This window comes from Steroidobacter flavus (assembly GCF_042651805.1).
GTDB lineage: Bacteria > Pseudomonadota > Gammaproteobacteria > Steroidobacterales > Steroidobacteraceae > Steroidobacter > Steroidobacter flavus.
Genome location: NZ_JBHSDU010000003.1, coordinates 376121 through 388569, shown reverse-complemented (window position 1 = coordinate 388569; position 12449 = coordinate 376121). Strand labels below are relative to the sequence as shown.

At 61.8% G+C, this 12449-nt stretch carries 14 protein-coding genes; 4 read left to right on the top strand and 10 right to left on the bottom strand.

Features of this window, described 5'->3' with window-relative positions; genetic code table 11:
* Positions 1 to 14: 14 nt before the first annotated feature.
* Positions 15 to 431, bottom strand: coding sequence for a response regulator (locus ACFPN2_RS07215; protein ID WP_380595941.1), 417 nt, complete (start codon positions 429 to 431; stop codon positions 15 to 17).
* Positions 432 to 441: 10 nt separating this feature from the next.
* Positions 442 to 1566, bottom strand: coding sequence for an HWE histidine kinase domain-containing protein (locus ACFPN2_RS07210; RefSeq protein WP_380600064.1), 1125 nt, complete (start codon positions 1564 to 1566; stop codon positions 442 to 444).
* A gap of 407 nt (positions 1567 to 1973) precedes the next feature.
* On the opposite strand from ACFPN2_RS07210, the gene ACFPN2_RS07205 reads away from it, so the two are divergent.
* The 3 genes from ACFPN2_RS07205 to ACFPN2_RS07195 are packed head-to-tail and all read left to right on the top strand — an operon-like array spanning position 1974 to position 4439.
* Positions 1974 to 2405 carry a PQQ-dependent sugar dehydrogenase family protein gene (locus tag ACFPN2_RS07205; protein ID WP_380595940.1) on the top strand — a complete coding sequence of 144 codons (432 nt, stop codon included), beginning with the start codon at positions 1974 to 1976 and terminating at the stop codon, positions 2403 to 2405.
* A gap of 30 nt (positions 2406 to 2435) precedes the next feature.
* Complete coding sequence (locus ACFPN2_RS07200; protein WP_380595939.1) at positions 2436 to 3830, top strand: cytochrome B6; 1395 nt, start codon at positions 2436 to 2438, stop codon at positions 3828 to 3830.
* 9 nt (positions 3831 to 3839) lie between these two features.
* Positions 3840 to 4439 carry a DUF4142 domain-containing protein gene (locus ACFPN2_RS07195; RefSeq protein ID WP_380595938.1) on the top strand — a complete coding sequence of 200 codons (600 nt, stop codon included), beginning with the start codon at positions 3840 to 3842 and terminating at the stop codon, positions 4437 to 4439.
* Between the two features lie 7 nt (positions 4440 to 4446).
* On the opposite strand, the gene ACFPN2_RS07190 is transcribed toward ACFPN2_RS07195, so the two are convergent.
* Genes ACFPN2_RS07190 through ACFPN2_RS07155 form a run of 8 tightly spaced genes read right to left on the bottom strand, consistent with a single transcriptional unit; the run spans position 4447 to position 12000 of the window.
* A complete protein-coding gene (locus ACFPN2_RS07190; protein WP_380595937.1) occupies positions 4447 to 4758 on the bottom strand; it encodes a DUF2934 domain-containing protein in 312 nt (103 codons plus the stop codon).
* Between the two features lie 25 nt (positions 4759 to 4783).
* Positions 4784 to 5698 (bottom strand): cytochrome c oxidase assembly protein, encoded by a 915-nt coding sequence (locus ACFPN2_RS07185; protein ID WP_380595936.1) that lies wholly within the window; start codon positions 5696 to 5698, stop codon positions 4784 to 4786.
* Between the two features lie 23 nt (positions 5699 to 5721).
* Positions 5722 to 6069: a hypothetical protein gene (locus ACFPN2_RS07180; RefSeq protein ID WP_380595935.1), complete on the bottom strand. Its 348-nt coding sequence runs from the start codon at positions 6067 to 6069 to the stop codon at positions 5722 to 5724.
* A complete protein-coding gene (locus ACFPN2_RS07175; protein ID WP_380595934.1) occupies positions 6066 to 6671 on the bottom strand; it encodes a cytochrome c oxidase subunit 3 in 606 nt (201 codons plus the stop codon). The genes ACFPN2_RS07180 and ACFPN2_RS07175 overlap by 4 nt, the downstream gene beginning before the upstream one ends.
* Positions 6668 to 8581, bottom strand: coding sequence for a cytochrome c oxidase subunit I (gene ctaD, locus ACFPN2_RS07170; protein ID WP_380595933.1), 1914 nt, complete (start codon positions 8579 to 8581; stop codon positions 6668 to 6670). Before ctaD ends, ACFPN2_RS07175 begins: the two co-directional genes overlap by 4 nt.
* On the bottom strand, positions 8578 to 9612 hold the full coding sequence (locus ACFPN2_RS07165; protein WP_380595932.1) for a cytochrome c oxidase subunit II: 1035 nt from the start codon (positions 9610 to 9612) through the stop codon (positions 8578 to 8580). Before ACFPN2_RS07165 ends, ctaD begins: the two co-directional genes overlap by 4 nt.
* A gap of 2 nt (positions 9613 to 9614) precedes the next feature.
* Positions 9615 to 10160, bottom strand: a complete 546-nt coding sequence (locus ACFPN2_RS07160; RefSeq protein ID WP_380595931.1) for a c-type cytochrome — start codon at positions 10158 to 10160, stop codon at positions 9615 to 9617.
* Entirely contained in the window at positions 10138 to 12000 is a 1863-nt protein-coding gene (locus ACFPN2_RS07155; protein ID WP_380600062.1) for a PQQ-dependent dehydrogenase, methanol/ethanol family, read from the bottom strand. Before ACFPN2_RS07155 ends, ACFPN2_RS07160 begins: the two co-directional genes overlap by 23 nt.
* 159 nt (positions 12001 to 12159) lie before the next feature.
* Here ACFPN2_RS07155 and ACFPN2_RS07150 point away from each other — a divergent pair, with 159 nt between their 5' ends.
* Positions 12160 to 12402 (top strand): hypothetical protein, encoded by a 243-nt coding sequence (locus tag ACFPN2_RS07150; RefSeq protein ID WP_380600198.1) that lies wholly within the window; start codon positions 12160 to 12162, stop codon positions 12400 to 12402.
* The last annotated feature ends 47 nt before the right edge of the window (positions 12403 to 12449 follow it).

Genomic DNA, 12449 nt, shown 5'->3' with positions numbered 1-12449 from the left:
GAACAAAGGCTCTCTCAACTTTCCTGCTCTGATGTGAGCGCTTGCCGACGGCCGCAAGCAGCTTGCACCGCCTGCAGCAGCGCCTGCAGATTCACCGGCTTCTCGAGCCGGATACTGTCGCTGAACTCACCGGGCAATACCGACACGTCGTAGCCGGTGGCGAAGATGGCGGGAGTGCCACGCTGACGCAGCTCGCTCGCGATACCGAACGCGTAGTCGCCTTGCAGGTTGATATCCAGCACGGCGCAATCGATATCATTGCTTCTGACCATCTGCAGGCCGTGCTCGACGTCGGGCGAGGGGCCCACGATCTCAGCACCGTGCTCACGCAACGTGGAGCAGATTTCATCGGCGATGAAGTAATCGTCCTCGACGACCAGGACGCGGATGCCGTCGAGAGGAATCTTGGCGCGAATCGGATGGGTTCTCATGGCAGTGTCCCTATGCTCCGTCGACGTGGGCGGCAGTACGCTCGTTGATCGGCAGATCGATTTCACAACGCACGCCGCTATCGGCAATCGTCAAGCGCGTGACGGCGCCGAGCTCATAAGGTAATAAGCGCTCGATCAATTCGCGGCCGAAGCCTCGTCGGCTGGGTGTGGCCTGCGCAATCTGTATATTCGATTCGATCCAGCGCCAGCGCAGGGTCGGCGCCGGTAGGGCTTCGATGCTCCAGCTCACCGCCAGCCGGCCGTCGGGCACGGTGAACGCGCCGAACTTGAGTGCGTTCATGGTGAGCTCGTGCAGCGTCAGTGCCATGGTCTCGGCCGCCCGCGGGGCCATGCGCCACGAAGGGCCGGCAATGACGAACTGACCGTCGGTGACCGCGTTGGCCGTCAGCTCGGCGCGAATCAGATCTTCGAGCTCCGGCCCCGAATGCTGATCGATGGTCAATGCGCCTTGCGTGCGGGCCAGCGCGCTGATGCGCGCTTCCAGGTGTGACGCATACTCTTCCGGAGATTCGGACGTCTGGCCCGAGCGGCGGATGATCGACCGGACTGTGGCGAGCAGGTTGCGGGCCCGATGCTGAATCTCGTGGGTCTGCGCTTGCTGCTCGACGCGGCTCTCCTGCAAGCGGGCTTCATGCTGTTGTGCTCGCAAGGCCAGGCAGCAAGTCCATGCCAGTCCGGGTAAGACGATCAGTCTGGCGGCGCTCGGCGTCACCCCGTCACGCCAGAAAAACGCGAGTCCCAGATACCCTGACTCGACGCCCACGGGCACTGTCAGCAACGTCTCCGCCAGAATGCGTCGCCCGGACGGGAGTTCCACTTCCATCTGCGGACGGTGCTGCACTATCGCCTCACCGGCTGCGGCCGCGCTGGTAATCAAACGATGCAGCGACGAGCCGCCGTCGAGTGTGCTCACGCTGCTGTTGTCCGGAGTGGATATCACGCAATGAGAACTATCGGCCGTAACGGCGCAGAGACCGGCTGCATCCGCCAGTTCCTTTGCCGCAGTCGCGGTCGCAAGCAATACCGCATCCACGCCGTGCGCAGACGCAACTCGCTTGAGACCGCTGTTGAGACGGCGCGAGAGATCGAGGTCCGGACTATCAGCTGACGTCATCACGGAGATCTCATGCTGGGCGTCCGCCAAGGGGGGAATACGATAGGCGCCGCCGGGCAAGTCTGCCACTAAACGGCTGAGCATGAAGAATTGGTCCCGCGCGATGATGTTAACCTATGTTAATTTTTTGACTTCTTTTCGTTGTGATCCGCCTGCCGGGCGCGAACAACGCGAGGGCGAATCGAATCCGCGCGTTCCGCGCGGCAGCGGAGATTAGTCTGCACACCGCGACTCTCTCAATAACATAGGTGAATACGTGGCACCTTCGATGCCAACGAGCCCGGCGCCATCGCAAATCTGCATAGCGCGTGTTAACGGCCCGGCGCGCATCGCTCGAATGAGTCTCAACTGAGGAACTTTGTTGTCGCGCCGGCCTTTGCGTGCTCGCATCACTGAGCGAGGCGCGTATGGGAAACAGGGCTGGCGTTGTTTGCTTGGGAATATTCGTCAGCACGCTCTCGCCGACCCTCGCCGAAGGTCTCGACAATCCGCGCATGCAGGCGGTTGCCGATGACGGCACGGTGTATGTAACTCAGCGCACGCCGGGCAATCTGGTGATGCTGCGTGATACGGACGGCGACGGCATCGTCACTGCGGGTTTGCCAGACGGCGGCCAACATCCGAACCGCACGCTGGCTTTCATCCCCGACGGTGAGTTGTTTGTCAGCGTTGGCTCGACATGTAACGAATGCCGGGAGCCGCCGGTGGGCGACCCGCCGCATCGCTATCACTTCCAGATTTTTGCACTCGACACCAAGCCTCGACCTGCCGGATGGCTTCAATCGCCAAGGTCGAGCTGGTCGGAGTGTTTCAAGCACCTCAATGACGGAGTCCGATGAATGCGAGCACCAGCTGCAGGGAGCCGACCCATGCGAAAGTCCAAGTTGTTACTTTGTCTCACGGCGATGAGCGTCACCGCCGTCGGCGGCGCACTCGCCGACTCGTTACCACCCGACGCCACCTATCGCCCTTTGCCAACCTTGCCGCTGGACGTGGTGCGAAGAAACGATGAAGCCGCCAAGCCCGCCGTGCAGCGCCGTCAGCAGAGCCTGTTGAATGAGCGCTACGACCTGGCCGATCGCCCCATGCAAGGCGTGAAGATGTCGGGCGGGCGCAAAGGCGTGCAGGACGGTGTGCGTGTGAAGCTACGCCCGGGCACGACTTGGGATTCGCTGGCCAACATGACGCCGGATGACATCAAAGCGAAGGGCGCGTTTCCCGCCGGCTTCATGCCGCTGCCGCACGTCAAACATCTGACCGGCGGACAGGTGTTTCCGCAAAACCAGATCAAGGCGATCGGCGATGCCGAAGACCGCAATCTGAAACGCTTCGACGTCGATTTCGATCTGCCCGATCACCTGACGCCGGAATTCCCGGCGCCGATTTTTCTGAGCAATCGCCCCGACCTGGGCGACGTGAGCGGCGGCAAGCTGCTCACCATTCGCAACTACTACGCGATGATGGTCGGGATTCTCACGCCGGTGCAGATCGAAGGTCTGCGGTTGCTGCTCACGCCATTCCCGCAGGAAGAGTTCAACCAGACCGAGGATCGCAAGGTCGCCGAGCAAAGCGACGGCGTGGCATGTCTCGATTGTCACCAGAACTTCCATAGCAACGCCGCTTTCCATTTGACGCCGGACGTGCGTCCGCAGGCGGCTCGTTTTCGGCTCGATACCACCAGCCTGCGAGGCATGTTCAATCAACAGATCCATGGCTCGAAGCGCTCGCTGCGCTCGGTGGAAGATTTCAGCGAGTTCGAACAGCGCACCGCGTACTTCAACGGCGATCACGTCAGCGCCACACGCAAAGGTGTGAATCTGCCGGATCGACCCAACCAGGTCGCGATGATGGCCCAGATGCAGAACATGATCGACTTCCCGCCCGCGCCGAAGCTCGATCCGCTCGGTCGTCTGGATCCGAGCAAAGCCAGTGCCAAAGAGCTGGCGGGCGAGAAGGTGTTCCTGGGCAAGGGGCAGTGCGCCGGTTGTCACATTCCGCAGGAGTCGTTCCTCGATCAGCAGATGCACGATCTCAAACTCGAGCGCTTCTACAAGCAAGGTCAGGTGTTCAACGATCAGGTGGCGATGCCCGATGGGCCGATCAAGACGTTCACTCTGCGCGGCATCAAGGACTCGCCGCCGTATATGCACGACGGCCGCTTGATGACGCTGGCCGACACCGTGGAGTTCTTCAATCTCGTGCTGGGACTGAAGCTCACCGCCGACGAGAAGGACTCGCTGGTTGCTTACATGCTGGCGCTCTAGGAGACATCGATGTCACGACACGTATCGGTATTCGTACTGGCCAGCGGCTGCGCGCTGCTGGCTTCCGGTTCCTTCGCTCAGGAAGAGACCAATCCGGCGGGGATGTCACCTGACACCGCGGGTAAGGAGATGGCCAGACCGGCGCCCGAAGGCTCGAACACTCAGGACAAGTTGTTCGTGCGCCAGGCGGCGCTCGGCGGTCAGGCGGAGGTGGAATTGAGCAAGCTCGCGCAAAAGAAAGCTACCGATAAATCGGTGCGCGAGTTCGCCGACCGCATGGTCGACGTGCATTCCAAATCCAATCAGCAGCTATTGAAGCTGGGACGCGGCTTGAATCCCGACCTGCCGAAAGACCTGGATCCGGAGCATCAGAGCGTGCGCAACGAGTTGAACAAGGCCTCGGGTCAGACCTTCGACCTCGCGTATATCTCGGCCCAGATCCAGGATCATCAGCGCACCGCCAACCTGCTGCAATGGCATATCAGCGCGGGACAGAACGAGGCACTGAGAAAATATTCCAGCGAGACGTTGCCTGAGGTGATGGATCACCTCGAGCATGCCAAAGAAAGTTACGCGATGCTCACGCAAGGCGCTGGCTCGCGGCGTTGAGCGTTCGCTAACCTGTGATCTGATTTTCCGGCGCGGCCTGGATTTGCTGATCGGCCGCGTCGATTTCTTGCTCCGCCCGCAACCAGTCGCTCAAGTCCGCGCCCGGTGCGAAGCCGCGTTGCTGGGCCAGCTCATAAGCGCGCTGCGCGATGCGCTGCCAGCGCGTCTGCGGAGTGTCCGGTGCGCTTCGCTGCACATCGGCCCGGATGACATCCGGTACTAGAGCTTCCGGCACGCTCTCGTCGGCGTTGGCGGGCCGGTTCAAGGCGGGGTCGACCTTCACGATGCGTTCCGAAATCGATTTTCTTACCGCTCGCATGATGACTCCCTCGAGAGTAACGCCGCTAGATTCCAGCGTCGCGGATCGAAGGATCCGTGGCTGGGAAACGCGGTGTTTTGGAAATAGTTTCAGTCGAGTCGCGCAACAACGCGGCCAGCAGAATCAGTGCCGCCGCCGCATGCACCAGGCCCCCTGGAATCCACATGAGCAAGCCCGCGAGTTGTTGATCCTCCACCGGTGTCAGGCCGAAGGGAGCAAGCCCGAGCGCCGCGTAGCGTGGGTACCAGGGGCTTTGCGAAAACGCCATGAGCGCGCCCAGCGCGCCGCTGATAACCGATGTAGCGAACAGGCATAGCACCGCCAGTCCTCGTCCGCCGTGAGCTCGTTTGTTGTGGAACATCGCTGACCAGAACAACAACGCCGATATCAAAAACGACAGATGCTGAGCGATATGCCAGCCATCGTGCGCCAGTGCCAGCTCAAATAATATGGGCCCATGCCACAACCACAGCGCGGCCGCCTGCAGGAGCGTCGCGGTGACGGCGCCACTCAGGAATCGCCAGCTGCTTTGCAGGGCCGAGCTGTGCACCCAACCGCCAATGACTTTGCGCGCCGGGCCCGGCCAGGCCCACAGCATGGTTTCCAGGGGACGCGCCAGCACCAGCAGCGGCGCTGCAACCAGCATCAGCACTTCGTGCTCGATCATGTGCAGCGTGAAGGAACTTTCTCCGGCCTCGTGCAAAGGAGAGACGACTGCCGCTGCGAGTATCAGCCAGCCAGCAGCGAACAGCATCGCGCGACGGCGCAGTAGCCCGCGGCCTCCATGAGCGCGTTGAAACAATCGCGCCGCCCCACTCACATACAGCAGCAACGAGAACGCAAGTGGAATGAGAATGCCTGGACTCAGTGTCCATCCGGGCGCCTGCTGAGCCACCGGCTCGGCATGTGCCCACGCCAGTGCCGGCACTACCAAGCTCATCGAAACGAATAGCGGTTGCTGTGTCAGCCGAAACATGACGGCAGGATCAGATCGGCGAGCATCTGCACGAAGATCGGCAGTGCGAACAACGCGGTCGCCATGACACTGAGCAGCGGAATGAAAACTTCGATGGCATCCGCCTCGTCAACTTCCAGGCCGCCGGCTTGCAGCCACGATTGCCAACCCAGCCAGCCGGCTCCAGCAATTACCGCCAGCAGGACCCCGCCAGCGATCAGCGAGATCGCGTCGGGGCCGCGGTCGCATGCGGCGTAACCCAGGTTCGAGCCGAGTTGATGATGAATGCCCCAGGCGATCGGCCCGACGATCATCCCCGCCCAGGCGCGCCAGCCCGGCACACTCATGTCGCTCATTTCAGCATCCTCGGCACCCAGTACAACAACGCATAGATCGGCAGCCAGGCGAGCGCGACGAAGTGCCAGTACAGACAGTTGTCCGCCACGTCGGAGTAATGCGTGCGCTCCAGATCGTGCACGAAGGCAAACACTGTCAGCACCAGCGTATCGACCCAGTCGGTGAGCAGATGCACGGTGTGCAGGAACAGCACTGCCCACACGATGGAGCCGTAGGCGTTGTCTTCCCAACTCACGTTCAAGGTCTGGAATTCGAACCAGCGCAGCACGATCAGCGCCAGTCCGATCAAGGTCATGAGCGCCAGGCCGATGCGTGTCGGCAGCAACCGCTCGGCGTGCGCGACCCGATCGGTCCACACATTCGGCAATTCACTCACCAGCATCACTGCGGTAAACCAGGTCGCGAGCGGCAGGTCGGGCGGCACTCGATGCGGCGGCCACGGTGTGGTGTGATTCATCAGAAAGAAGTACGAGCCGCCGGCCAGTACGAACGCGGTGCCTTCGATCAGGATGAAGCCGAGCACGCCCCACCAGATCAAGGTGCGATGACTGAACCCGCTGTCCGGCAGCGAGGAAACATCGCCGACGATTTGATGTTTCATGCCGCGCTCCTTTGACGTACCAGTCGCGGCGGAGTGGGCCACAGCCAGCCGATCAGACACACGCCCACCGGCAGCGCGCCCCAGACGACGGCACGCGCATCGAAGATCGAGCCGATGAACCAGAGCGTCGTGGCCAGCGCGGCCCACAACGGCCACAACGTCGGTGTCGCGGAGGGCTGTCGCAGATCAGGCTCTGCATTCAGCACGGTCGTGCAAAGAACTTCACGATGCGAGGGCGACAAGCCCTCCATCACTTGGCGTGGCTCCGGCTGCCACAAGGCCTCGCGCCCGGTCACCACTGGCACGTGCATGAAGTTGTAGGGCGGCGGCGGCGAGCTGGTCGCCCACTCGAGCGAAGATGCGCCCCAGGGATTGTCGCCCGCGGGCTCGCCGACGCGCAGCGAGCGGAATACGTTGATGATGAACAGCAGCACACTCGTGGCAATCAGATACGCACCGAAGCTGGAGAGTTGATTGAGCGACTCCCAGCCCAATCCGGCGGCGTACGTGTAGACGCGGCGAGGCATGCCCGCCAGCCCGAGAATGTGCATAGGGAAGAACGCAACGTTGAAGCCGATGAAGAACAGCCAGAAGTTCCAGCGGCCCAAACGTTCGCTGAGCAGCTTGCCGGTGAACTTCGGAAACCAATAATAGAACGCGCCGAACAGCGGGAATACCGCGCCGCCGATGAGCACGTAATGAAAGTGCGCGACCACGAAGTAGGTGTCGTGCAACTGCAGATCCAATGGCACGGCCGCGAGCATCACGCCGGTGAGCCCGCCGAGCACGAAGATCACGATGAAACCGATGACGAACAGCAGCGGCGATTGAAAGCGCGGCTGGCCGTCCCACAAGGTCGCGATCCAGGCAAAGATCTGAATGCCGGACGGGATCGCGATCATCATGCTGGCCGCGGTGTAGAAGCTGCTGCCCAGGTGCGGGATGCCGGTCGCGAACATATGATGCACCCACAGGCCGAAGGCGAGCAGGCCCGTCCCCAGCAGCGCCAGCACCATCAGGGTGTAGGCGAAGATGGTTCGACGCGAGAAGGTGATGACGATCGAAGACACCATGCCGAGCGCCGGCAGGAAGATGATGTACACCTCCGGGTGACCGAAGAACCAGAACAAGTGCTGCCACAGCAGCGCGTCGCCGCCTTCCACCGGATTGAAAAACTGCGTGCCGACCAACCGGTCCGAAATGAGAAAGCTGGAGGCCAGCATCACCGCCGGCATCGCGATGATGATCATGATCGACGTGACCAGCATGGACCAGAGGAACAGCGGCATGCGCGACAGCGTCATGCCGGGGGCGCGTTGTTTCATGATCGTGGCCACCAGCTCGACCGCAACCGCGAGCGCGGCGACTTCGGTGAACGTGATCATCTGGGCCCAGAAGTCGGTGCGCTTGCCCGCGGAATACTCCGGCCCCGCCAGCGGCACATAGGAAAACCAACCGGTTTCCGGGCCGATGTTCAACACGAACGCGACCCACACCATGATACCCCCGGCCACATACACCCAGTAGCTGTAAGCATTGAGCCGGGGGAAGGAAATATTTCGCGTGCCGCACATGAGCGGCACCAGATACACCGCCATGGCTTCCATGATGGGCACAGCGAATAGAAACATCATGGTCGTGCCATGCATGGTGAAGATCTGGTTGTAACGGTCCGGGCCGATCAAGCCGCTGTCGGGTCGCAACAGCTGGGTGCGCATCAGCAACGCCAGCACGCCGGCGAGCACGAAGAACACGAAGGCGGTGATCAGATAGCGCTTCGCGACGATCTTGTGATCGACAGTGGCGAGCCGTGCCCAGAAGCCGGAGCCTGCGTCCCACGTACGCTTCAGCTGCGCATCCAGTGCGGCAATCTCGGCATTTCCCGGCTCGCGTGGCAGGACGGCGCTCATTTCAAGCTATCCAGATAAGACGTGAGCGCGTTCAAGTCCGCGTCCGACAGTTGCACCTGAGGCATGTGATTGCCTGGCTTGATCGTGTGCGGATCGCGCAGCCAGTCACGGAGTGCATCGAATGAATAGGGCCGGGCGCCCGCTGCGATCGAGCGGCGACTGGCGACATGGGTCAGATCGGGACCGGTTTGTCCGGCTGCGGGCGTGCCGACGATTTGATGACAGGTCGCGCACGGGCCGCTCATAAATATTTCATGACCTCGCACTTGCTCCGGCGTGCTCGGTGCGGGCGCAGGCGCGAGTTGCTGGGCGCGCCAGGCCGAGAAGTCCTGGCCGCTCACGACGGTGGCATCGAGTGCCATCTTCGCGTGTTGCAAGCCGCAGAATTCAGCGCACTGGCCGCGGTATTCGCCCACACGTCGCGGCGTCAGTAGCAGTGAATTGATGCGGCCGGGAATCAGATCTTGTTTGCCGCCGAGGTTGGGAATCCAGAAGCTGTGGATGACGTCTTCGGCTTGCAACTCGAGCATCGCAGGCCGTCCGACGGGAAGTCGTAACTCGTTCGCTGTAGCGATGCGCTGGTCCGGCGTCGCGCCTTCGTACTCGACCTTCCACCACCATTGCGCGGCCGTGATCTTGATCTTGAGCGCAGCGTCGCGACGAGCGTTGGCCAGGCTGCGATCGATGAGGAAGCTGCCGAGGCTGAGCACGATCAATCCGCCCAGGATCAATCCAAACCATCCAGTCAACACCCTGCGCAGCGGTGCTTCCGCCGGACTCTCCGCTCCATGACTCAGCGGTTCCGCCGTAAGCACCCTGCGCGCTCGCCACAGAGCGTTGCCGAGAAAGGCGAGCACGAGCACATACATGAAGCCACAGACCCAGAGCATCAACGTCCACAAATCGTTGATGAGGGCGGCCTGATCGGCCGCCGGGTTGAGCGCCGCTTGTCTGCCGGAGCAGCCGGCAACGAGCAGGGCCAGCGCGATCGCACCGTATGCTCGCCGCCAGGTTGCTCGAGGCGCGCTCACGTTCATCGCTCCACTTTCGGTGGCTCGCTGCGCACGGGCTGGTGCGGGATCTGTGTCAGCGGCTTGGTGTTCTTCATCTCGTCGCCGCGTGACGGCACTGCGTCCTTCGCCGCGTTCCCGCTCATGGATCGCACGTACGCCGCGATTTCCCAAACCTGCTGTTCCGGAATGCGACCGGCGAACGAGGGCATGCCGTTCGGACGCCCCTCGACGATGCTGGAGTAAATTTGTTCGATCTCGCCACCGTAGCGCCACTTGTCATCCATCAGCGGCGGGCCGATGTCTCCGCCGCCGGCGGCATGGCAGCTATAGCAGTTGTACCACTCGTAATAACGCTTGCCTTCGCCGATGTGATAGGCGTTGCGCTCGTACTCGTCCGCCTGCGGATTCTTCGCCACCGGTCGAGGCGTGCCACCGACGCGGAACGAGGTCGGCGAGACATCGTTCTTCGCCGGCGCTTGATCGTGAAACGCACGCGTCTCGCGCTCGCAGCTCGCGAGCAGGCCAGCGCCGACCACCATCAGACTAACGAGGTAACGCGAAAACATAGAGCATCCCACCGATGCCGCTTTGTTTCTTCAATTCGCCAATCATGTTGCCGAAGCCCTTGGCGGCCGTCGGGTCGCGCTCGTCCAGCTCGCTGGACACGAGCGCGCCGGCCCAACCGCCGATACCGGAAAGAATCGCAACGTATTGACGACCGTCAGGGCCGCGAAATGTGGTCGGCTGCCCGATGATTCCGCTCGCGGTCCGGAACTGCCACAGCACTTCGCCGGTTCGCGCGTGCACGGCTTTGAACCAGCCTTCGAGATTGCCGTAGAAAACCACGTCGCCCGCGGTCACGGCGGTTCCGCTCCACACCGGCCATTTCTCATTCACCGCCCACAGCTTGCGGCGGGCTACCGGATCCCATGCCATCATCTCGCCGACATGATCGCCGGGCCCCGGATAGAAACGCGCGTTCACGCCGAGATAGCCCGTGCCCGCGATGTATGAAACCGGTTTGATCTCCCAGTCCATGCACATGTTGTTGTGTGGCATGTAGATGAGGCCGGTGCGCTTGCTGAACGAGGAGGGCGTCCAGTCTTTCGCGCCCGGCGAGTTCGGGCAGACCTCACGAACGACTTTGCCCTGCGACGGGATCTTGTCCTCGTTGTGGATCAACCGACCGGTTTTCATATCGACGCCTTTCGACGCCGTGATGTAGGTGAATGCATCCGCCGCCAGCAGCTCGCCGGTGACGCGATCGATCACATAGATGTAACCGTTGCGGTCCGGGCGGACCAGCACCTTGCGCGGCTTGCCTTCCCAATTCACATCCAGCAGCAGATTCTCGTTGACCCCGGAGTGATCCCACAGGTCGTGCGGGCTGGTTTGATAAAACCAGCGTGCGTGGCCGTTATCTGGATTGCGCGCGAATATGCCGTTGGTCCAGAGGTTATCGCCCGGCCGGACTTCGTGATTCCAGGGGCTGGGATTGGAGGTGCCGTAATAAATCAGATCGAGCTCGGGGTCGTATGAAATCCAGCCCCACACGGTGCCGCCGCCGATCTTCCAGTGATCGGGTGGGAACGTAGTGATCCCGAGATCCTTGCCATGATATTGTGGATAGAAGGGCTTGAACTCGGCGGTATCGATCAATGCGTCCGCGTCGCTTCCGGTCGAGTAGGCACGCCATGCGACCGAGCCGTCCGACACGTTGAGCGCGGTCAACCAGCCGCGCGCTCCGAACTCCGCGCCGGAGTTGCCGACCAGGACTTTATCTTTCACGACCAGCGGGGCCATGGTGAACGCCTCGCCGTAGTTAAAATCTCCTACGCGCGTCTTCCACAGCAACTGGCCGGTGGCCGCGTCGAGGGCGACGGTGTGCGTATCGGTGGTGTTGTAGAAGATGCGGCCATTCGAATACACCGGGCCGCGAATGACCGGTTGGCAACACGCCACGCCTTGCGCCGATGCGTCGGGCTTCGGATCGAATTTCCATTTCAGTCCGCCGCCCGGCTGCTTCAGATCCACCGCATACAAAATGTTCGGAAACGGCGTGACGAAGTAGAGCGTGTCGCCGACAGCGAGCACCGCGGACTCTTGTCCCAGGAGTGTGCCGGTCGCGAATGTGAATTCGAGCTGCAGCTTGCTGACGTTGTCCGTGTTGATTTCGTCCAGTCCGCTGAATCGAGTGTTCGCGTAGTCGCGCGCCGGCATCATCCATTGACCATCTTCCGGCGGAGACGCAGCGGCCGGGGCCGAAATGTTCGCTGGACCTGCGGCGGGCGCAGGTGCGGCGGCTGAAGAAACACTCTGGGGATTCGCGATCTCGTTAACTTGCGTTAAGCCGCTCGGCTCGGACTGATGACAGCCCAGCAGAGTGCAGCTCGCGAGCGTGACCATCCATTTGATTGTGCGAGCAACGATGCCGCTATCGACGACGGACTCTTCCATGGCGATTACAACAGAACGCGCCAAGGTAAGTTCCTTGGGAGGGAACTCCGCTCGCAGTGCCGGGTTCAAGTGATGCAGATGACAGGGGACTAACCACAGGAGGGCACCATGGCAACCAGAAAAAGTACCAGGAAGAAGAAGTCGACTCGAGGAAAGGCGACTAAAAAGAAGTCCACGCGCAAGGCAGCGAAGCGCACGCTGATCGCACCGCGTGGGGACAAGCGTTATGTGCGCCGGTCCAAGACCGGTCGTTTCAAAGAGAGTGACGACGTGAGTGAGTCGTTGTCGAGGGATCGGAAGAAGAAGGCCAAGCGCAAGGCCAGGCCAGGGCAGGGCGACAAGGGCGACTGATCGGTGTGAGCTGCGGGAAGCCGACCCGGTGGGCGGCTTCCGCGCAG

Coding starts and splice junctions, on each gene's coding strand:
- ACFPN2_RS07215 (WP_380595941.1), bottom strand. CDS start 431: ATGAGAACCCATCCGATTCGCGCCAAGATTCCTCTCGACGGCATCCGC.
- ACFPN2_RS07210 (WP_380600064.1), bottom strand. CDS start 1,566: ATGACGTCAGCTGATAGTCCGGACCTCGATCTCTCGCGCCGTCTCAAC.
- ACFPN2_RS07205 (WP_380595940.1), top strand. CDS start 1,974: ATGGGAAACAGGGCTGGCGTTGTTTGCTTGGGAATATTCGTCAGCACG.
- ACFPN2_RS07200 (WP_380595939.1), top strand. CDS start 2,436: ATGCGAAAGTCCAAGTTGTTACTTTGTCTCACGGCGATGAGCGTCACC.
- ACFPN2_RS07195 (WP_380595938.1), top strand. CDS start 3,840: ATGTCACGACACGTATCGGTATTCGTACTGGCCAGCGGCTGCGCGCTG.
- ACFPN2_RS07190 (WP_380595937.1), bottom strand. CDS start 4,758: ATGCGAGCGGTAAGAAAATCGATTTCGGAACGCATCGTGAAGGTCGAC.
- ACFPN2_RS07185 (WP_380595936.1), bottom strand. CDS start 5,698: ATGAGCTTGGTAGTGCCGGCACTGGCGTGGGCACATGCCGAGCCGGTG.
- ACFPN2_RS07180 (WP_380595935.1), bottom strand. CDS start 6,069: ATGAGCGACATGAGTGTGCCGGGCTGGCGCGCCTGGGCGGGGATGATC.
- ACFPN2_RS07175 (WP_380595934.1), bottom strand. CDS start 6,671: ATGAAACATCAAATCGTCGGCGATGTTTCCTCGCTGCCGGACAGCGGG.
- ctaD (WP_380595933.1), bottom strand. CDS start 8,581: ATGAGCGCCGTCCTGCCACGCGAGCCGGGAAATGCCGAGATTGCCGCA.
- ACFPN2_RS07160 (WP_380595931.1), bottom strand. CDS start 10,160: ATGTTTTCGCGTTACCTCGTTAGTCTGATGGTGGTCGGCGCTGGCCTG.
- ACFPN2_RS07155 (WP_380600062.1), bottom strand. CDS start 12,000: ATGGTCACGCTCGCGAGCTGCACTCTGCTGGGCTGTCATCAGTCCGAG.
- ACFPN2_RS07150 (WP_380600198.1), top strand. CDS start 12,160: ATGGCAACCAGAAAAAGTACCAGGAAGAAGAAGTCGACTCGAGGAAAG.